Annotated in this window: 19 protein-coding genes; 13 read left to right on the forward strand and 6 right to left on the reverse strand. The window is 39.8% G+C overall.

Annotation, left to right across the window (positions count from 1 at the left end):
* Positions 1–9: 9 nt before the first annotated feature.
* Positions 10–375, forward strand: coding sequence for a NirD/YgiW/YdeI family stress tolerance protein (locus A6E04_RS12685; RefSeq protein ID WP_012550930.1), 366 nt, complete (start codon positions 10–12; stop codon positions 373–375).
* A gap of 66 nt (positions 376–441) precedes the next feature.
* Here the strand turns inward: A6E04_RS12685 and A6E04_RS12690 are convergent, their stop codons facing one another.
* Entirely contained in the window at positions 442–1,185 is a 744-nt protein-coding gene (locus A6E04_RS12690; protein WP_065611580.1) for a copper homeostasis protein CutC, read from the reverse strand.
* 266 nt (positions 1,186–1,451) lie between these two features.
* Positions 1,452–2,060: a peroxiredoxin C gene (locus A6E04_RS12695; RefSeq protein WP_012550928.1), complete on the reverse strand. Its 609-nt coding sequence runs from the start codon at positions 2,058–2,060 to the stop codon at positions 1,452–1,454.
* Positions 2,061–2,208: 148 nt separating this feature from the next.
* On the opposite strand from A6E04_RS12695, the gene A6E04_RS12700 reads away from it, so the two are divergent.
* The 3 genes from A6E04_RS12700 (at position 2,209) to aceA (ending at position 6,641) form a co-directional block, all read left to right on the forward strand.
* Positions 2,209–3,108: a hydrogen peroxide-inducible genes activator gene (locus tag A6E04_RS12700; protein ID WP_065611581.1), complete on the forward strand. Its 900-nt coding sequence runs from the start codon at positions 2,209–2,211 to the stop codon at positions 3,106–3,108.
* Between the two features lie 585 nt (positions 3,109–3,693).
* Positions 3,694–5,298, forward strand: a complete 1,605-nt coding sequence (aceB, locus tag A6E04_RS12705; RefSeq protein ID WP_065611582.1) for a malate synthase A — start codon at positions 3,694–3,696, stop codon at positions 5,296–5,298.
* Between the two features lie 14 nt (positions 5,299–5,312).
* Complete coding sequence (gene aceA / locus A6E04_RS12710; RefSeq protein WP_012550925.1) at positions 5,313–6,641, forward strand: isocitrate lyase; 1,329 nt, start codon at positions 5,313–5,315, stop codon at positions 6,639–6,641.
* A gap of 96 nt (positions 6,642–6,737) precedes the next feature.
* On the opposite strand, the gene A6E04_RS12715 is transcribed toward aceA, so the two are convergent.
* The gene (locus A6E04_RS12715) at positions 6,738–7,181 is read right to left on the reverse strand and encodes a CBS domain-containing protein (protein ID WP_017021236.1); all 444 of its coding nucleotides are present in this window, start codon (positions 7,179–7,181) and stop codon (positions 6,738–6,740) included.
* 242 nt (positions 7,182–7,423) lie between these two features.
* Here A6E04_RS12715 and queA point away from each other — a divergent pair, with 242 nt between their 5' ends.
* The 5 genes from queA (at position 7,424) to secF (ending at position 13,096) form a co-directional block, all read left to right on the forward strand.
* Positions 7,424–8,476 (forward strand): tRNA preQ1(34) S-adenosylmethionine ribosyltransferase-isomerase QueA, encoded by a 1,053-nt coding sequence (queA, locus tag A6E04_RS12720; RefSeq protein WP_065611583.1) that lies wholly within the window; start codon positions 7,424–7,426, stop codon positions 8,474–8,476.
* A 192-nt stretch (positions 8,477–8,668) separates the two neighbouring features.
* Positions 8,669–9,796 carry a tRNA guanosine(34) transglycosylase Tgt gene (gene tgt / locus A6E04_RS12725; RefSeq protein ID WP_026025367.1) on the forward strand — a complete coding sequence of 376 codons (1,128 nt, stop codon included), beginning with the start codon at positions 8,669–8,671 and terminating at the stop codon, positions 9,794–9,796.
* A gap of 93 nt (positions 9,797–9,889) precedes the next feature.
* Positions 9,890–10,222 (forward strand): preprotein translocase subunit YajC, encoded by a 333-nt coding sequence (yajC, locus tag A6E04_RS12730; protein ID WP_012550921.1) that lies wholly within the window; start codon positions 9,890–9,892, stop codon positions 10,220–10,222.
* A 53-nt stretch (positions 10,223–10,275) separates the two neighbouring features.
* Complete coding sequence (secD, locus tag A6E04_RS12735) at positions 10,276–12,132, forward strand: protein translocase subunit SecD (protein ID WP_083199013.1); 1,857 nt, start codon at positions 10,276–10,278, stop codon at positions 12,130–12,132.
* Positions 12,133–12,145: 13 nt separating this feature from the next.
* Positions 12,146–13,096 (forward strand): protein translocase subunit SecF, encoded by a 951-nt coding sequence (secF, locus tag A6E04_RS12740; RefSeq protein ID WP_012550919.1) that lies wholly within the window; start codon positions 12,146–12,148, stop codon positions 13,094–13,096.
* A gap of 73 nt (positions 13,097–13,169) precedes the next feature.
* Here secF and A6E04_RS12745 read toward each other — a convergent pair whose 3' ends face one another.
* From A6E04_RS12745 to map, 3 genes are all read right to left on the reverse strand, one after another.
* A complete protein-coding gene (locus tag A6E04_RS12745) occupies positions 13,170–13,550 on the reverse strand; it encodes a DUF3461 family protein (protein WP_012550918.1) in 381 nt (126 codons plus the stop codon).
* Between the two features lie 123 nt (positions 13,551–13,673).
* Complete coding sequence (glnD, locus tag A6E04_RS12750; RefSeq protein WP_026025365.1) at positions 13,674–16,295, reverse strand: bifunctional uridylyltransferase/uridylyl-removing protein GlnD; 2,622 nt, start codon at positions 16,293–16,295, stop codon at positions 13,674–13,676.
* A gap of 224 nt (positions 16,296–16,519) precedes the next feature.
* Positions 16,520–17,347: a type I methionyl aminopeptidase gene (map, locus tag A6E04_RS12755; protein WP_065611585.1), complete on the reverse strand. Its 828-nt coding sequence runs from the start codon at positions 17,345–17,347 to the stop codon at positions 16,520–16,522.
* A 365-nt stretch (positions 17,348–17,712) separates the two neighbouring features.
* Between map and rpsB the strand changes: the two genes are divergently transcribed.
* The 4 genes from rpsB to frr all read left to right on the forward strand — a co-directional run bounded on the left by rpsB (position 17,713) and on the right by frr (position 20,919).
* Positions 17,713–18,444 (forward strand): 30S ribosomal protein S2, encoded by a 732-nt coding sequence (rpsB, locus tag A6E04_RS12760; protein WP_012550915.1) that lies wholly within the window; start codon positions 17,713–17,715, stop codon positions 18,442–18,444.
* 132 nt (positions 18,445–18,576) lie between these two features.
* Positions 18,577–19,425 carry a translation elongation factor Ts gene (gene tsf / locus A6E04_RS12765; RefSeq protein WP_017021230.1) on the forward strand — a complete coding sequence of 283 codons (849 nt, stop codon included), beginning with the start codon at positions 18,577–18,579 and terminating at the stop codon, positions 19,423–19,425.
* A 170-nt stretch (positions 19,426–19,595) separates the two neighbouring features.
* The gene (pyrH, locus tag A6E04_RS12770) at positions 19,596–20,327 is read left to right on the forward strand and encodes a UMP kinase (protein WP_012550913.1); all 732 of its coding nucleotides are present in this window, start codon (positions 19,596–19,598) and stop codon (positions 20,325–20,327) included.
* Between the two features lie 34 nt (positions 20,328–20,361).
* On the forward strand, positions 20,362–20,919 hold the full coding sequence (gene frr / locus A6E04_RS12775) for a ribosome recycling factor (protein WP_012550912.1): 558 nt from the start codon (positions 20,362–20,364) through the stop codon (positions 20,917–20,919).
* Positions 20,920–21,033: the final 114 nt, after the last annotated feature.

Here is a 21,033-nt window from a genome sequence, read left to right on the forward strand (position 1 = left end):
ATAAATAAAATGAAAAAAATTATATTAGTAAGTGCATTAGTATTGGCATCATCAAGTGCGTTTGCCGCTCAAAACACTCAAGTGGTTAAAGGTGGTTTCACTGGGCCAAGTACGGTTACAGTAAATACGGTTCAAGTTGCTAAAGAAGCAAAAGACGATACACCAGTGACGTTAATTGGCTATATTGTTGCTTCATTAGGTGACGAAGAGTATCAATTTAAAGATGCAACAGGTGAGATGATTGTTGAGATTGATCATCGTGATTGGAATGGCATTGAAGCAACGCCTGAAACAAAATTAGTGATTCAAGGTGAAGTTGATAAAGAATGGAAACATACAGCCGTTGATGTAAATACGGTTCAACTAGCAAAATAATGAGCTGATTGTTTTCGATGAAAAAGGCCAGAGATAATTCTCTGGCCTTTTTATTTTATAATGTATTTATTTGATGTTTTGTCTTACCGCATCGATTTTTTTAGAGTCAGTAATAGGGACAATAAAATCATCTAAATCACCGGCCCCCATTTTTACGCCGTCTAGCATCAACTTCATTTTACTTGGGCGTGTTGATTTACCTGATAAATGAACTTCAGTAACGCCTGTTTTTTCAATGATCTCTTTGGCATTTTCTGCGGTGACACCAGCTCCTGCAAGTATTTTAAAGCGGCCATTAGCCATTTTTACCATATCATTTAATACTGTCATACCATCATAAGCATTCGCCGCTAATCCTGACGTGAGTATTCTCTCGCAACCTAACTCAGCAATGTTCTCAATCGCTTTTTTATAATTGGAACATTGATCTACAGCACGGTGGAAAGTCACACCTAAGTCATTATCATTCGCTATTTTCATCAATCGAGTGGACAACGGCATGTCGATATCACCGTTTGCTTTTAGCACCCCAAATACAACGCCCTGTAAACCAGCTAGTTTAGCAGCATGAATGTCTTCAATCATGGCGGAGATATCGTCATTATCATAGAGAAAATCGCCTTGACGAGGACGGATCATGGCATAAACCGGAACAGAAGAGATCGCTGCTGCTTTTTTCATAAAACCAAAGCTTGGTGTTAAACCACCCAGAGCAAGGGAAGAGCAAAGCTCAATTCTATCGGCACCACCATTTATCGCATTATGCAGAGATTCTAAGTTGTCGATACAGACTTCAATTTGGATAGGCATGAGAGTTTAGTCAAAATAATAGAGAATTTTTTAGTGTAAGGGAAAGTCGACTTTAGATGTGTGAAGAATACGTCAAAATTGATGAGCAGATTAAGAGATTTGTTCAAATAAAGAAAAAGCCCTGAAGATAACTTCAGGGCTTTTAGTATTAGGCAAACTTTCTGATTTTAGGCTACTGCGTTTATACGCTTTTAATATTCTAGCCACATGCACCGTTGAGCGTAGGTGCATTCGAGTACTTTATTTAAAATACTCTATTTTAGCAATTACTTGCTTAGGTCGTCAGCGTGTTCAGATAGGAATGCTGCAACGCCTTTTGGAGATGCGTCCATACCTGCTTTGCCTTCTTCCCATTGTGCTGGACAAACTTCACCATTCTTCTCGTGGAAGTTTAGCGCGTCTACCATACGTAGCATTTCGTCGATGTTACGACCTAGTGGAAGATCGTTAACTACTTGATGACGAACAAGGCCATCAGCATCGATTAGGAAAGAACCACGGAAAGCAACACCAGCTTCTGGATGCTCAACGTCGTATGCTTTACAGATTTCGTGCTTAACGTCAGCAACTAGTGGGTACTTAACTTGACCAATACCGCCATCTTCGATAGCCGTGTTACGCCATGCGTTGTGAGAGAATTGTGAATCAATTGAGATACCAATTACTTCCGCGCCTTTAGCTTGGAAATCAGCTAGACGGTTGTCAAAAGCGATTAGCTCTGAAGGACAAACGAAAGTGAAGTCTAGTGGGTAGAAAAATACTACCGCTTTCTTACCTTTAGTGAATTCTTTGAAGTTGAAGCTATCAACGATCTCGCCGTTACCTAGAACAGCTGCAGCAGTAAAGTCTGGTGCTTGACGACCTACTAGTACCATTTTTGAATCTCCTAAAAGTTAGATTTTCCAAACTTCGTGTTTGGCTTTGTTTTTCAATACAATAAATTGTTTCAACAGGACAAACTATAGTACAAAAGGTATGATTGAAAAAAGCGAATTAAATAGATTGATGTAATCGAGAAAAGCGATGACTAAGTGGCCTTCATTAAAACAGTTACACTACTTTATTACTCTGCATGAAACTCGCCATTTTGGTGAGGCGGCAGAAAAATGTTTTGTGAGTCAATCAACATTAAGTAAAGGGATACAGAACCTTGAAGAGTTGATTGGTTGCCCATTATATGAGCGTGATAAAAAAACATTAATATTTACTCCAATTGGTGAAAAGGTTGTGGATCAAGGCCGCGAACTTTTAGCTAAAGGACAAGATTTAATCGAACTTGGCTCTCTATGTCAGGGTGATGCAATGCAAGGACAGCTTCGTGTTGGTTGTATTCCGACGATTGCGCCTTTCTTATTGTGTGATTTAGTACAAGAAGTGAATAAGAGCTATCCACAACTGACTTTGCTATTAAGAGAAGATACAACAACAAATTTATTGGCCGCATTAAAACAGGGACAATTAGACGTTCTTATCTTAGCGTTACCGGTTGATATTTCAGGCATGGAAAGTTTGGTGGTTGGTTCTGATCCATTCAAAATGGTGATCAGTAAAGATCAAGTGAATTCTATTTCTACACCTATTCGTTATGATGAATTACCTGATGAGTTTGTTTTCTTATTAGAGAAAGAGCATTGTTTAACAGAGCATGCGGTTTCGGCATGTAAATTAACCAGCAAAGAAAAAATCAACCCTTTTACTGCAACGAGTCTGCATACGTTAGTGCAAATGGTGGCGAATGGATTAGGGACAACCTTTATTCCTCAAATGGCGATCAAACACGGATTACTTGATAATCAAAACTTGGTTGTTGTTGAACCACCCGGTCAAGAAGCCTCTAGAGACATTGGATTAGTATGGCGTCCAAGCTCTTCTCGCTTACAAACCTTCCATCAACTAGCAGAGGTTGTTAAAGGTATTTTATAATCTTTAATTCAAAACTTTGATATCAAGAGGCGTTTATTTATTCATTTAAATAAGCGCCTTTCTACTTTTGAATACTGTGAGGTTTTAGTGATCGAATTCTCATTTCTGTATATTTAACCGTAAACAGATCCGACCTGTCTATCTTTCCCTTTCTTGTTGTATATCGTCAGATTCTTTTTACCTACCCTTAAATAAGAGTCGCTCTTTTGTTTTTTTATGTCTATCCCTCTGTTTTATTTGTGTAATTAAAAGTGTGAATTTTACATGTTCAATTTTACAGGTTTAATTTGTGTAATTTTATTACGTTTTTACTGGATCTTTAATGTCTTTCAATGTTGATTGATTGTTAAAATTAATTTTTGACAATTGCCTCTATAGAGCATTTACTCATAACTCAACTTACTGAGGTTTAGCGACATATTGCTGATTTTTTAAGTGTTTATTAGCCTTTGGTAGGGGTTGTAATTGAATCTATCTTTAAGGAATGTAATAGGAGTTCGCGGAAAAACAGTTTAATAGGATGAGACATAAAAACTAAAAGGTAGTTTTTTAGTTACAAATGTAATTTTGCCGGAGGCGTAAGCTATGACAGATACCATGACAACCACTGAACAATCACTCTCAATAATTGCTCCTGATAGCTTACAAAGAGAAGAAATATTAACGTCTGGCGCAATACGTTTCCTTACTCATGTTGTCGATAAGTTTGCTCACCGCATTCCAGAATTACTTAATACTCGTCAGGATCGTCAGAGACAAATTGATGCAGGCCAATTGCCCGATTTTTTACAAGAAACGCGCTCTATTCGAGAATCTGAATGGACGATTCAAGGGATACCCACTGACCTTCAAGACCGAAGAGTTGAAATTACTGGGCCGACAGATAGAAAAATGGTGATCAATGCATTGAATGCGAATGTAAAAGTATTCATGGCCGATTTTGAAGATTCATTAGCTCCTTCTTGGGAGGCCGTGCTGGATGGACAGATAAACCTGAGAGATGCAATGAACGGCACAATTCAGTACACCAACCCAGAAACGGGGAAGGTGTACCAACTAAAACAAGATCCTGCGGTATTGATTTGTCGCGTTCGTGGTCTACATCTTCCTGAAAAACATGTGCTGTTTAATGGTGTACCTATTCCCGGTGCTTTATTTGATTTTGCTCTCTATTTTTATCACAACTATCAAACGTCATTAAAGAAAGGCAGTGGTCCTTACTTTTATTTGCCTAAATTACAAGCTTACCAAGAAGCTGCGTGGTGGAGTGATGTGTTTAGTTTTGCGGAGCGAGAATTCGGATTAAAACAAGGCACAATAAAAGCAACAGTATTGATTGAAACATTGCCTGCTGTGTTTGAGATGGATGAAATCTTATATAGCCTTAAAGAGCATATTGTTGGATTGAACTGTGGTCGATGGGATTACATTTTTAGCTACATTAAAACACTTAAAAATCATCCCGACCGTGTATTGCCCGATCGCCAAGCGGTGACAATGGAAAAACCGTTTTTAAATGCTTATTCACGATTACTGATCAGAACCTGTCACCGAAGAGCCGCATTTGCGATGGGAGGAATGGCCGCCTTTATTCCATCAAAAGATCCGGTAAAAAATGATTGGGTTTTAAATAAAATTCAAACGGATAAATCATTAGAAGCAAATAATGGACACGACGGAAGTTGGGTTGCTCATCCGGGACTGGCTGATACCGCAAGAGCTGAATTTGACAAGGTATTGGGTGAACGCTCTAACCAATTAGACATTAGCCGAGATACTGATACGCCAATTACGGCAGAAGAACTATTAGCACCGTGTGAAGGCGAAAGAACAGAAGAGGGAATGCGTCATAATATTCGAGTCGCAGTTCAATACATTGAAGCGTGGATAACGGGTAATGGATGCGTCCCTATTTATGGATTAATGGAAGATGCCGCAACGGCAGAAATATCACGAACGTCTATTTGGCAATGGATACAACATGGAAAGACACTAGATAACGGTGACACAGTGACCGCGGATCTGTTTAGAACCATGTTATTAGAAGAAATGAAAATAATAGAAGAGGAGTTGGGAACTGAACGTTTTGATTCAGGACAATTTACTCAAGCAGCAAAACTGATGGAGCAATTAACCACCAGCGATCAACTAACGGACTTTTTAACACTCACTGGCTATGACTATTTATAAAAGAGGGAACTATTATGACTACATTTAAACCGCAAACTCGCCAACAGCAAATTGATGCGTTAAAAAAAGATTGGGCTGAAAATCCTCGTTGGAATGGGGTAACTCGTCCATACACAGCGGAAGAAGTAATTAACCTTCGTGGATCTTTTGCACCAGAGAATACGATTGCTCAAAAAGGAGCGGATAAGCTGTGGGATCTCGTTAATGGGTCGTCTAAAAAAGGGTATGTGAATTGCCTCGGTGCGTTAACTGGTGGACAAGCGGTCCAACAAGCGAAAGCTGGGATTGAAGCGATTTATCTTTCTGGTTGGCAGGTGGCAGCAGATAATAATACGGCATCAACGATGTACCCTGATCAATCGTTGTATCCAGTAGATTCAGTACCTTCGGTAGTTAAGCGTATTAATAATTCTTTTCGTCGAGCGGATCAAATTCAGTGGTCAACAGGCACAACACCAGAAGAAGGCATTGATTATTTCCTTCCCATTGTTGCCGATGCAGAAGCGGGTTTTGGAGGCATTCTAAATGGCTATGAATTGATGCGTAATATGATTGAATCTGGTGCGGCAGGCGTTCACTTTGAAGATCAGTTAGCATCGGTGAAAAAATGTGGTCATATGGGGGGCAAAGTATTGGTTCCGACTCAAGAGGCGGTTCAAAAATTAGTGGCGGCTCGATTGGCGGCTGATGTTGCAGGTACAACAACGTTAGTTATCGCAAGAACCGATGCCAATGCTGCGGATTTGTTAACCTCAGATTGCGATGCTTATGATCAAGAGTTTATTGAAGGTGAACGTACTGCTGAAGGGTTCTATAAAGTAACGGCAGGGATTGACCAGGCAATTTCTCGTGGTCTTGCTTATTCTCCTTATGCTGATTTAGTGTGGTGTGAAACCGCAACGCCATGCTTAGAAGAAGCGCGTAAATTTGCTGAAGCGATTCATGCAGAATATCCAGACCAATTATTAGCGTATAACTGTTCGCCATCGTTTAACTGGGAGAAAAATCTCGATTCAGAAACGATTGCGAAGTTCCAACAAGAACTGGCTGATATGGGGTACAAATACCAATTTATTACACTAGCTGGCATTCATAGCATGTGGTTTAACATGTTTGAATTAGCGCATTCTTATGCTCAGGGTGAAGGCATGCGTCATTATGTTGAAATGGTTCAGCGTAAAGAATTTGAATCTGCGTCTAAGGGCTATACGTTTGTCGCGCATCAGCAAGAAGTAGGTACAGGGTACTTTGATAAGATGACAAACACGATTCAAGGCGGTAATTCATCAGTGACCGCATTAACGGGCTCAACGGAAGAAGAGCAGTTTAAAACGAATGCCTAAACCTAGATAGAACCCCATAACATTTTTTGCGGTATACATAATAAGAGATAAGCGTATTACCACGTTTGAGGGAGAATGGAGTCTCCCTTATCTTTTTTATTCATCAATTTCCATCGGATCCACTTCTTCTTGTAATTCCAATAAATTAATCGCAATCGTAACAAAATCAGAATCTGTGATTATGCCCACCAATTTGCCATGTTCAACCACTGGCAGGCAACCTACTTTGTGTTTTTGCATGAATACTGCGGCTGCTTTTAATCCCCCATGAGGAGAAATACTCATGACATTTTTATGCATGATTGAGTTTAATGGGATATCTAACGTTGATATTTCTTCAAATGTTGGTTTTTCTAGGCAAGACTCTTGAGCTGCCAATAAGTCTCGTTGTGTGACTAATCCAATCAATGAGTGATCTGTTTCTATAATCGGTATGTGCCTAATACAATGTTCATCCATTAGTGTTTTAGCATCTTCTAATGAATTTGAACGAAGCAGGGTATGAGGATGTGTTGTCATCATATCGTTAACGGTAAACATAGCGTGCTCCTGTTATTTACGTGCCTATAGTAAATATAGAAGCAGGAGAAATAAAAAAGTGAGAGCTAGCCTAGGATTTGAAGAGTTTTATATTGTGATTAAACTTTCTCTGTTTAAGGTCAACTTCCTTCTCTAAAGTGCATATTTTAGGAAAAAATGAGAGGTATATACCTTCACCTCTTGCTATTGCTCTTCGCGTGAATATACTACTCTGTCTGCCATTTTTGATGAAGAAGTAAACCATGCAAGTATCCGATTTCCATTTTGAATTACCTGATGAACTTATTGCGCGTTATCCTCAACCAGAGCGTACCGCAAGTCGCCTATTACATTTAAACGGTAATAGTGGTGAATTGCATGATGGTCAGTTTACTGATGTGCTTGATTTAGTACAGCATGGTGATCTTGTTGTATTTAATAATACTCGCGTTATTCCTGCTCGTATGTTTGGTGTTAAAGCCTCTGGCGGTAAACTGGAAGTGTTAGTTGAGCGCGTTCTTGATGATCATTCTGTGTTGGCTCATGTTCGTTGTTCAAAATCACCAAAACCAGGAAATCAACTGTGGTTAGGTGAGAACCAAGAATACGAAGCAGAGATGGTTGCACGTCACGATACATTATTTGAAATTCGTTTTACTTCAGAAAAGAAAGTATTGGATATTTTGGATGAAATTGGCCATATGCCATTACCCCCTTATATTGATCGTCCTGATGAAGATGCGGATAAAGAACGTTATCAAACGGTTTACAATGAAAAACCGGGAGCGGTCGCTGCTCCAACGGCTGGTTTACACTTTGATACAGACATTTTAGAAAAGATGAAAGCAAAAGGGGGAGAATTTGCTTACGTCACCCTTCATGTTGGCGCTGGAACCTTTCAACCAGTACGGGTTGATAATATTTTAGACCACCATATGCATTCTGAATATGCCGAAGTATCTCAAGAAGTCGTTGATGCAATTAAAGCCACGAAGGCTCGTGGAGGTCGCGTTATTTCTGTTGGGACGACATCGGTTCGTTCTTTAGAAAGTGCTGCACAACACGCCTTAAAGCAAGGGACGGAGTTAGCGCCATTTTTTGATGATACTGAAATATTTATCTATCCAGGGTATGAATTTCAAGTCGTTGACGCATTGGTGACAAACTTTCACCTGCCAGAATCTACATTAATCATGTTGGTCAGTGCTTTTGCAGGATATGACAATACAATGAAAGCGTACGATCAAGCCGTAAATCATCAATATCGTTTCTTTAGTTACGGTGATGCGATGTTTATTACGAAGAAGACGTCGTAGTAAAAAGTGAGTTAGTGCTCATTCTTAATTCAAACTTCACTCACGGAGCCAGTGAAATAAGGAAAACAGGACGTTTTCAGCTAGACTACTCCTTTCAGTGAAAAGAGTAGCTAGAGGTGCATTTATTAAATGTCTTAATAAATGCAAAATAAACAAGTCGTCAGATTGTTTCTCTGGCTTATTGGAGGTTTCGTGAAATACGAACTGATCAAAAAACAAGGCCGCGCACGTCGTGGCCAACTGCAATTCGACCGTGGTACGGTTGAAACTCCTGCGTTTATGCCTGTTGGTACTTACGGTACTGTTAAAGGTATGACTCCTGAAGAAGTAAAAGACACAGGTGCAGAAATCTTACTAGGTAACACATTCCATTTATGGTTGCGTCCTGGTCAAGAAATCATGAAATTGCATGGTGACTTGCATGATTTCATGAATTGGAAAGGTCCTATTTTAACCGATTCAGGTGGTTTTCAAGTATTTAGCCTTGGTAAAACACGTAAAATCACTGAAGAGGGCGTGCATTTCCGTAGCCCTGTAAACGGTGATAAGATCTTCATGGATGCAGAGAAATCAATGCAAATCCAATATGATCTTGGTTCTGACGTTGTCATGATTTTTGATGAATGTACGCCATACCCAGCAACGCACGATGAAGCTCGTATTTCAATGGAACGTTCAATTCGTTGGGCTGATCGCAGCCGTAATGAGTTTGATCGCCAAGAAAACCCGAATGCATTATTTGGTATCGTTCAAGGTGGTGTATACGAAGATTTACGTGATGTTTCTGTTGAAGCACTAACGAAAATTGGTTTTGATGGTTATGCTGTTGGTGGTCTAGCAGTAGGCGAGCCAAAAGAAGACATGCACCGCATTTTAGAGCATACGTGCCCACAACTACCTGAAGATAAGCCACGATACCTAATGGGTGTTGGTAAACCAGAAGATTTGGTTGAAGGCGTCCGTCGCGGTATTGATATGTTTGACTGTGTTATGCCAACGCGTAATGCTCGTAATGGTCACTTATTTGTGACTGGCGGTATCGTTAAGATTCGTAATGCGAAACATAAAGTAGATACAACACCACTGGATCCTGAATGTGATTGTTATACTTGTCAGAACTACAGTAAATCTTATTTACATCATTTAGATCGCTGTAATGAAATTTTAGGTGCACGTTTAAATACGATTCATAACTTACGTTATTACCAACGTATTATGGCGAGCATCCGTAAGGCCTTGGAAGAAGATCGTTTCGAGCAGTTTGTAGAAGAGTTCTATGCACGCCGTGACCGTGAAGTTCCACCATTAAAAGACCTTTAAAAGCAGAGTAATCACCCATATATCCATAGGGATATGTGTATGGTCACATTTTAGAAACCGGAAATTAGAAACTAGATACGAGGACGTTATTAAATGAATTTTTTCTCTCAAGCTCATGCAGCTGGTGAAGCAGGAGCGCAAGGCGGTGGCATGCAAATGTTTATCATGCTTGGTATGTTTGCTGTTATCTTCTACTTTATGATTTATCGCCCACAAGCGAAACGTCAAAAAGAACACAAAAACCTAATGTCTTCTATGGGCAAAGGTGATGAAGTCCTTACCGCAGGTGGCCTAGTAGGTAAAATTACGAAAGCATCTGACGAAAATGATTACATTGTTATTGAGCTTAACGCAAATAATGAAGTAACCATTAAGAAAGATTTTGTTTCAGCGGTTCTGCCAAAGGGCACTCTGAAATCACTATAAAAACTGTACCCTCTAACTTCGGTTAGAGGGTATTTTTCGTTAAGGACATCGCTGTGTTAAACCGTTTCCCTTTATGGAAGTATTTGATGGTAGTTTCTGTACTACTTATCGCCGCTCTGTATGCGCTTCCAAACCTTTATGGTGAAGATCCAGCCGTTCAAATCACGGGTAGTCGTGGTGCTGAGGTTCAAACCTCTACGCTGGATGTCGTTGCTGAAAATTTAAAAAACAATAACATCGCTTATAAGTCTATTGCATTCGAAAATGGCAGTGTTCTTGTTCGCTTCAAAGACACTGACTCTCAGATCAGTGCCAGAGATATTATTAGCCAGTCATTAGGTAAAGATTACGTAGTGGCGTTAAATCTTGCTGCACTAACGCCTAATTGGTTAACGTCCATTGGTGCTGCACCAATGAAGCTAGGCTTAGACTTACGTGGTGGTGTTCACTTCTTAATGGAAGTGGATATGGATGCCGCAATGAGCAAACTTGTTGGTCAGCAAGAAGAATCTTTCCGAACCGATTTACGCGAAGCTAAGATCCGTTATCGTGCTATTCGCAGTTCAGGTAAAGAAAGTGTTGAAGTTGTTCTTCGTGACGCGGATCAACTAGAAGAAGCCAAAAAAGTATTATCCGATGCGCATCGTGATATGACGTTTGTTGATTCTGAATCAAATGGCCAATTTAAATTAATAGCAAGCTTTACTGATCAGCGTTTACAAGAGATCCGTAATTATGCGGTTGAGCAAAACATCACGATTATCCGTAATCGTGTGAATGAACTTGGTGTTGCTGAACCATTAGTTCAACGTCAAGGTGCAAGCCGAATTGTTGTTGAGTTACCGGGTGTTCAAGACACTGCTCGTGCAAAAGAAATTTTAGGTGCAACGGCGACACTTGAATTCCGTGAAGTGGATGACAAAGCGGATTTGTCGGCTGCAGCTAATGGCCGAGCACCGGCGGGAAGCGAAATAAAAGAAGATCGAAATGGTCGTCCTGTTGTTCTTAAGAAACGTATTATTCTTGGTGGAGCGAGCATTACAGATGCAAGTTCAAGTGCTGATGAATATGGTCGTCCTCAAGTTAACATCTCACTAGACAGTGAAGGTGGCAGTAAGATGACGGCGTTCTCTCGTAAAAATATCGGTAAGCTAATGGCAACCGTGTTTACAGAGTATAAAGACAGCGGTCGTCGTACGCCTGAAGGTCGCGTTATTCTTGCTAAGACAGAAGAAGTGATTAACCAAGCAACGATTCAATCAGCTCTTGGTCGCAGTTTCCGTATTACGGGTATTGATTCTCAAGCAGAAGCTCATAACTTAGCACTTCTCCTTCGTGCTGGTGCACTAATTGCGCCAATTTCGATTGTTGAAGAGCGCACGATTGGTCCATCAATGGGTCAACAGAATATTGATATGGGTGTTCAAGCGTGTATCTGGGGTATGGTAGCCGTAATGCTATTTACTCTAATTTATTATCGTGGCTTTGGTTTGGTTGCTAACTTAGCGCTTGCCGCTAACTTGGTACTTATCATTGGTGTTATGTCGATGATCCCTGGAGCGACAATGACGCTTCCTGGTATTGCCGGCATTGTATTAACCGTTGGTATGGCCGTGGATGCAAACGTACTTATCTTTGAACGTATTCGTGAAGAGTTAAGAGATGGGCGTAATCCGCAGCAAGCGATTCATCAAGGTTATGCAAACGCATTCAGTACCATTGCTGATGCAAACATCACGACATTAATTACAGCGATTATCTTATTTGCTGTAGGTACTGGTGCGATCAAAGGTTTTGCAGTAACGCTATCAATTGGTATTTTGACTTCAATGTTTACAGCTATCGTCGGTACTCGTTGTATTATTAACTTAGTTTACGGCGGTAAGCGCGTAGACAAACTGTCGATCTAAGGGAATATTTGTCATGTTTCAAATAATGAAAGCAGAGAAAACGATCGACTTTATGCGTTGGTCCAAGCCTGCCTTTTTCTTCTCTATGTTGATGATTGTAGCGTCAATTGCTACGTTATCAACAAAGTGGTTGAATTGGGGACTAGATTTTACGGGCGGAACGTTAATTGAAGTCGGCTTTGAGCAACCAGCTCAATTAGAAGATATTCGTGGCGCACTACAAGCAAAAGGCTTTGGTGATGCGACGGTACAAAACTTTGGTACAGCACGTGATGTAATTGTTCGTCTTCAACCTCGAGAAGGCATGAAAGGAGAGCAATTAGGTAATCAAATCATTAGTGCGATTAAAGAAGGTACGGGCGATCAAGTTGAGATGCGTCGTATTGAGTTTGTAGGCCCAAATGTAGGCGGAGAATTAGCAGAGTCGGGTGGTTTAGCTATCCTTGTGTCTTTGTTATGCATCTTGGCTTATGTGTCGATTCGTTTCCAGTGGCGTTTAGCTGCGGGTGCGGTATTAGCATTGGCCCACGATATAATTATCACATTAGGTATTTTTTCGTTCTTACAAATTGAAGTCGATTTAACGATTATCGCAGCATTACTAACGGTAGTGGGGTATTCCTTGAATGATACCATTGTTGTATTTGATCGGATCCGTGAAAACTTCTTAAAAATGCGTAAAGGTGCTCCTGAAGAGATAATGAATGACTCCATTACTCAAACTTTAAGCCGTACGTTGATTACATCAGCAACGACTTTGTTTGTGGTTATCGCATTGTTTGTTCAAGGCGGAGCAATGATCCATGGTTTTGCTCTGGCATTGCTATTAGGTATTACGGTTGGTACGTATTCTTCTATCTACGTAGCTTCTGCATTGGCTCTTAAATTAGGTATTACACGTGAACATCTAATGCCAACACCTATCGATAAAGAAGGTGAGGAAGAATTTGAAGAAATGCCTTAATCGGTAATTTTAATATTCTGATCATAAAAAATGGACCGTAATTGGTCCATTTTTTTATTTGTATAAATGAGTTTTACAGTTTATCGAGATCTCTTTCTATTTCTTCAATCTTACTCGCAACGACTTTTTCTAAATGACGAAGATCATTAAGGATTTTTTTCTTCACATCCGCCGGTGTTGTTTTTTCTGGACGTGTAATTTTATTTAACTCATCAATAATGAGGATAAGATTACGATTAATTTCAGTCGTTTCTTTATAACGGTGACTACCGCCATCGACTAAGACATTTTTCACTTGGCGAGGGTATTTAAACTTTACGCTTTTTGCGAATAATTCCCCTTTTTGCTTTGAAAAATAAATCTTTAAGACGTCCTTGTGCGCTTCTTGGCGCAAAGAATAGCGTTCAATTTTTTCAGGTTCTGAAATTCCAAGACTAACTAAATGTGGATACATGGTTTACTCCATTATTATTATGTTGTCGCTTCAATCTTTATCTAAGATAGAAGAGATGACAAACAGTGTTCAGTAAACTTGTGGGATAGATCCGTTTAGTTGAAGGTATCCCACAGAAAAATATTAATTAATCAATTCATCTACATTTTTGATTAGCGCTATTTTTAGTTCCGCTTGTTTTTCATCGTCAAGTCGTCCACCCGTTTCAGAGGTGAGAATAAATAAATCTTCTGCTCTTTCGCCAATGGTCGTTATTTTTGCTGCATGGAGGTTGACTCCTAAGCGTGCAAAAGTGGCCCCGACAGTGGCGAGTAACCCCGGAGTATCTAAGGCGACAAACTCCATTAACGTTCGTTTCCCTGTTTTTGTTGGAAGGAACTCCATGCGAGTTTTTACGGTAAAATGTTGCAATTGACGTGGTGGACGGCGAGTTCTTATATGCGTATCTTGAGTTTCGAGCTCTACGGCATAAAGTTGATCAATTAATAGCTGTTGTCGCTCTTCATCAATCGGGTCATCATTTTGGTCAAGTACAATAAAAGTATCAAGCGCGTACCCATCTTTACTCGACATGATTTGAGCATCATAAATCGTAATACTTCGTCGATCGAGCTCAGCGGCGACGGTAGCAAAAAGGTGAGCTTGATCTTTACTGTACACGAAAATTTCAGTCCCGCCTCTTGTCGCATTTTTACTAATCAGAATGAGTGATTTTTCTATGTCGTTATGCTGCAAAAGATTACTAGTATGCCAAGCAATTTGTTGTTGAGTATGTCTTAAAAAATAATCGGCTTTAAAGCGACGCCATAGGCGATCTATCTCGCCCTGATTAAATCCATCACTTCGTAATTGTGCTGAGGCAAGGTGTTGATTATGACGTATACGATCTCGAAGGTCGGGTGGGTTCTCTAAACCACGACGTAGTGCTCGTTGGGTGGCATTGTATAAATCGGCAATGAGAGATCGTTTCCAGCCATTCCATAAGTCAGGGTTTGTTGCACAAATGTCAGCAACGGTTAAGCAGACTAAATAATCGAGTCGTTCTTCATCACGAACTTGTTGTGCGAACTCAGTAATGACATCAGGATCATAAATATCTCTTCGTTGTGCCGTTACTGACATGAGTAAGTGGCTTTTTACTAACCAAGAGACAAGATTGGCTTCTGGCTTTGATAAACCATGTTCAATACAAAAATCATAAGCATCAACGGCTCCTAATTTAGAGTGATCACCACCGCGGCCTTTCGCTATATCATGGAAAATTGCAGCAATAAGTAATAACTCTTTTTTATTGATCTTAGGGTAAACCTCACAACAAATAGGGTGCTTTTCTCTATTTTCAGGATCTGAAAATTTATTGATGTGTTTTAATAATCGAATGCTGTGTTCGTCAACGGTATAAGCATGAAAAAGGTCAAACTGCATTTGACCTACAATCTGGCTCCATTGCGGCAAGTAAGCAGAAAGTACGCCTAATCGATGCATGACACTAAAGGCATTATGAAGCGCGTTAGGGTGTTGAGTTAGTGTCATAAACTTATTTCTTGCTTCGGGGATTTCACATAAAAAGCGATTTAGTCGACGGCGAGCAGTGCGCAATTGACGCATTGTTGGTGGTGAAACCCCTTCAATCGTAGAGTCATTTGCTATGAGTAAAAACATATCTAAGATGGTATCGGGTCTTGCTTGAAATAAGGCGGGTTTTCTTGCTTCGATTAAACGACCACGACGTTGAAAATCATCATTAATAATAATGGCTTTCTCTTGCTCGCCTTGATTGATAATTGCTTGATCAAAAATCTTCAACAGCATGCTATTGAGTTCAGCGACACGGCGTAGTGTTCGATAAAATTCTTTCATCATTCGCTCTACACCGCGATTTCCCTCACCTAGAAATCCTAAATGTTCAGCAACTTGAGGCTGATGTCCAAATGTGAGGCGATTGTCGTAGCGTTTTAACTCGATATGAAGCGCAAATCGAATTCGCCATAAGAACTCTTGGCATTCAACTAATTCTCTATACTCAGCATCCGTTAGAAAGCCAGCTTGGCTCATTTCTAGTAGTGAGGTGGCTCCAAAATGACGTCGAGCGATCCAACTTAAAGTATGAATATCACGCAGTCCACCAGGGCTTGATTTGATATCGGGCTCTAGGTTGTAGGTTGTATCGTGATAGCGAGAGTGACGTCTTTTTTGTTCATTTATTTTTGCTTGATAAAAAGATTCGCTCGGCCAAAAGCTATCAGAATGAATATTTAATTTAAGTTTATGTGCGTATTCTTCATCCCCACAAATATAGCGGGCTTCTTGTAAATTTGTTGCGACAGTTAAATCGTCTTTTCCGATGGCAATGCATTCCGCTAAATTACGAACGCTGTGTCCTACTTCAAGTTTTAAATCCCAAAGTAAGGTGACGAAATTACTGACTTTACGCTGAAACGTCTCATCAATATGAGTGTTTGTTAAAATTAAAATATCAATATCAGAAAGAGGGTGGAGTTCATTACGCCCATAACCGCCAACAGCAATGAGTGATATTTCTGGCTGGGAATCGAATTCAAAAAATAGCCAGAGACGAGTAAGTAATTGATCAAAATATTGAGCTCGTTGGAGTACTAATTCTGACACTGGAGTATGTTGATGAAATTTATGAATTTGATAATCTGAGAAAAAACGTAATTGTTGTTTTAACTCAATGAGGGAGATGTCTTCGTTATTAAATAAAAGAGGAGAGATGTGATTCATAGCAATCCCTGCTGATATTGACAATCGCATTAATTACTGACTTATTTATACTTAGATGTCGAGTCTTAATTATTATGTTGGTTTTTCTATTACGAGAGTCGATGTAAATTAGAAAAAACCGCTATCACAATTTCTGACGAATTCTTAAGTATAATAAATAAAACATCATTATTAATGAGCTTGGTATGAAAACAGAAGACCGAGGCCTTCTGTTTATTTAATGATTATTTGTTGTTCATATGACGAGGAATCGTTTCTTCCGCACGAAGAGTAAGCACCTCACAACCCGTTTCGGTTACTAATATTGTGTGTTCCCATTGTGCTGTGTTTTTACCGTCACCAGTATACACCGTCCAACCATCGTTATCGTCTTGAAGACAACCAAATTTACCAGCATTAATCATTGGTTCAATCGTAAACGTCATGCCAGCTTTTAGCATAGTACGGTCATTGTTTTTGTAATGAACCACTTGTGGTTCTTCGTGGAATTGAGAACCAATGCCATGGCCGCAATAATCACGAACAATTGAACATTTAGGTGTTGCGCCCTTAATGTATTTTTGAATCGCAGTACCAATTTCACCTAATTTAATACCAGGTTTTACTTTTTTCATTGCGATATACAAGCTTTCTTGTGCGATTAAACATAAACGCTTGTCCATTGGACTTACATCGCCAACTAGGAACATTTTTGAAGTATCGCCATGGTAGCCATCTTTGATCACGGTAATATCAAGGTTAATAATATCGCCATTTTTTAAAATCGCTGGTTTTACGAAACCGTTATAGACTTCGTCTTTCGTCGCTGGAATACCGTGACAAACAATGTGATTAATTGAAGTACAGATAGACTTAGGAAAACCATGATAGTTTAAAGGTGCCGGTATTGCGCCTTGGACTTCAGTAATGTGCTTATGGCAAATTTGATCAAGTTCTTCTGTTGTAACCCCAACCTTTATAAAGGGTTCAATCATTTCAAGTACTTCGGCGGCTAATCGGCCGGCAACGCGCATTTTTTCAATTTCTTCTGCGTTTTTAATATTTACTGACATGAGCTTTTCTCTATCTAGAATAAATCGTTCTAGTTTAAACGATAATTGTTCTTAGTTTACCTAGGCTGTGTTTATCTTTCAACATGAGTGGGATGAAAAGTAATACCTAATTTTTGTCTGGTTATGAATGAATTTATTGAAAGTAGTAGATTTTAACAACGTTTTTATGATATAAAGCGCGCCGGATTGGTTAACTATTGTTTGATGCAATGGCTTACCAAATCCACATACTTTTATCTTAAATCACACACATATCGTCACGCAGTCTGGGGTGCTCAATTTTTTGATTATTTAATCAATTAGTTAGGGTCGGATTATTAGCGGGATATGTGGAGGCTTAACCCCACTAACAGAGGAATTCTCAAATGGCAACTGTATCAATGCGCGATATGCTTAAAGCTGGTGTTCACTTCGGTCACCAAACTCGTTACTGGAACCCAAAAATGAAGCCATTCATCTTTGGTGCTCGTAATAAAGTTCATATCATCAACTTAGAAAAAACTGTACCAATGTTCAACGAAGCTTTAGCAGAACTTGCTAAAATCGGTAACAAAAAAGGTAAAGTTCTTTTTGTTGGTACTAAGCGCGCTGCATCTGAAGCTGTTAAAGAAGCTGCAATCAACAGTGACCAGTACTACGTGAACAACCGTTGGTTAGGCGGCATGCTTACTAACTTTAAAACTGTTCGCCAATCTATCAAGCGTTTAAAAGAATACGAAGTGCAAGCTCAAGATGGTACTTTCGAGCAAATCACTAAGAAAGAAGCGCTAATGCGTACGCGTAGCATGGAAAAACTAGAGAAATCTCTAGGTGGTATCAAAAACATGAACGGTCTTCCAGACGCGTTATTTGTTATCGATGCTGATCACGAGCACATTGCAGTTAAAGAAGCAAACAACCTAGGTATCCCAGTATTTGCTGTTGTTGATACTAACTCAAACCCAGATGGCGTTGACTACATTATCCCAGGTAACGATGACGCAATCCGCGCTATCCAACTTTACCTGAACGCTGCTGCTGATTCTGTAAAGTCTGGTCGTAACCAAGACGTTGCAGCTGCTGTAGCTGAAAAAGACGGTTTCGTAGAAGCTGAGTAATTTTCGACTCGTCGAATTATTATTTGCTCCTAGTGAGTCTTTTAGTTTCGTAGTAAACTAAAAATAGTTAGCAGGGGCCCAATTTGGCCCCTGATTTTTAACTTTAAATCTATTTATATTGAGGAATTGAGAATGGCAACTGTAACTGCTGCTCTAGTTAAAGAACTTCGTGAACGTACTGCTGCTGGCATGATGGAGTGTAAAAAAGCACTTGTTGAAGCTGAAGGCGACATCGAATTAGCAATTGAAAATATGCGTAAATCTGGCGCAGCAAAAGCGGCTAAAAAAGCAGGCAACATTGCTGCTGAAGGCACAATCATCATTAAAGAAGAAGCTGGCGTAGCCGTTCTTCTTGAAGTTAACTGTCAAACTGATTTCGTAGCTAAAGATTCTGGTTTCCTAGCATTTGCTAACGAAGTTGCAGAAGTTGCTCTAGCAGAACGTCTAAACGACATCGTTGCTCTTCAAGCTAAATTTGAAGATGCTCGTATCGCTCTAGTTACTAAAATTGGCGAAAACATCAGCATCCGTCGTGTTCAACTAGTTGAAGGCGTTGCACTAGCTTCTTACCGTCATGGCGAGAAAATCGGTGTTGTTATTGCTGGTGAAGGCGATGCTGAAACACTTAAGCACATCGCTATGCACGTTGCTGCTTCTAAGCCTGAATACGTTAACCCATCTGACGTACCAGCTGAAGTTGTAGAAAAAGAAAAAGCAGTTCAAGTAGAAATCGCTATGAACGAAGGCAAGCCTCAAGAAATCGCAGAGAAAATGGTTATCGGCCGTATGAAGAAATTCACAGGCGAAGTTTCTCTAACAGGTCAAGCTTTCATCATGGAACCTAAGAAAACTGTTGCTGACATTCTTAAAGAAAAAGGCGCATCAGTATCTAACTTCGTACGTTTAGAAGTTGGTGAAGGTATCGAGAAAGCGGCTGAAATGAGCTTTGCTGACGAAGTAGCAGCAGTACAAAAAGGTTAATCCTTACGTATTGTTGAAAAAAGAGACCGTGGCTTTGCTGCGGTCTTTTTGTGAATGCGACATAAAGATTTAATCAATAGGTAAATGATAGTTGTAACTTTTTGTTGTTTTTTATTTAATATCAAAAGGTTACAGTTATTTCGACAACTCTTAGTGAAAAGGTAAGAACCATGACGACGAACCCGAAACCAGTATATCAGCGTATTCTATTAAAACTTAGTGGTGAAGCACTTCAAGGCGAAGAGGGTTTTGGTATTGACCCTGCAACTCTTGAGCGTATGGCTCAGGAAGTAAAAGAACTGATTGAACTTGGTGTTCAAGTTGGTGTTGTTATTGGTGGCGGTAATCTTTTCCGCGGAGCCGGTCTGGCTGAAGCAGGCATGAATCGTGTTGTTGGTGACCACATGGGTATGCTAGCAACGGTAATGAATGGCCTTGCTATGCGTGATGCGCTTCATCGTGCTTATGTTAATGCTCGTGTTATGTCTGCGATTCCTCTAAAAGGTGTGTGTGACGATTACAACTGGGCTGACGCTATTGCTCAACTTCGTCAAGGCCGTGTAGTGATTTTCTCTGCTGGCACAGGCAACCCATTCTTTACGACAGATTCAGCTGCGTGTTTACGTGGTATTGAAATCGAAGCTGATGTTGTATTAAAAGCAACCAAAGTTGATGGCGTATACACTGCTGACCCAGTATCTAACCCTGATGCAGAATTATATGATAAACTTGATTACAACACAGTTCTTGAAAAAGAATTAAAAGTTATGGACTTAGCAGCGTTTACTCTTGCTCGTGACCACAAAATGCCAATTCGTGTGTTCAATATGAACAAACCTGGTGCATTACGTCGTGTAGTAATGGGTGAGGCAGAAGGTACTTTAATCAGCAGTGCTGAATAATTGTCTGTAATAAAATAACATTTAAGGTGAAGTTGTGATTAACGAAATTAAAAAAGACGCTCAAGAGCGTATGGAAAAAAGCGTAGAAGCACTGAAAAATAACCTGTTAAAAATTCGTACAGGTCGTGCTCACCCAAGCCTTCTATCTGGTCTTAGTGTTGAGTATTATGGTGCAAGAACACCAATCAACCAAGTAGCTAACATCATTGCTGAAGATTCTCGTACTCTTGCGATTACTGTTTTTGACAAAGAACTTGCTGGTCTTGTTGAAAAAGCGATCATGATGTCTGATCTGGGTTTAAACCCTATGTCTGCGGGTACGGTAATTCGTGTACCACTTCCACCATTAACTGAAGAACGTCGTAAAAGTCTTGTTAAGATTGTACGTGGTGAAGCTGAAAATGGTCGTGTTGCCGTTCGTAATATTCGTCGTGATGCAAACGGTGATATTAAAGCGCTTCTTAAAGATAAAGAAATCTCGGAAGATGATGATCGTAGAACACAAGACGAGATTCAAAAACTAACAGACATTGCTGTTAAAAATATTGATGATGTACTTGCTGTTAAAGAAAAAGAGTTAATGGAAGTATAATTTACTTTTATTACTCATAGTTCAGGCTGATTTTTATCTATTTTTAGTGGTATGATGACGGCGATGAACACTGTAAGAAGCGCTATGTGCAGACATCAGCGCTTTTATTTTTAA

The organism is Aliivibrio logei (assembly GCF_001691055.1).
GTDB classification, from domain to species: Bacteria; Pseudomonadota; Gammaproteobacteria; order Enterobacterales; family Vibrionaceae; genus Aliivibrio; species Aliivibrio salmonicida.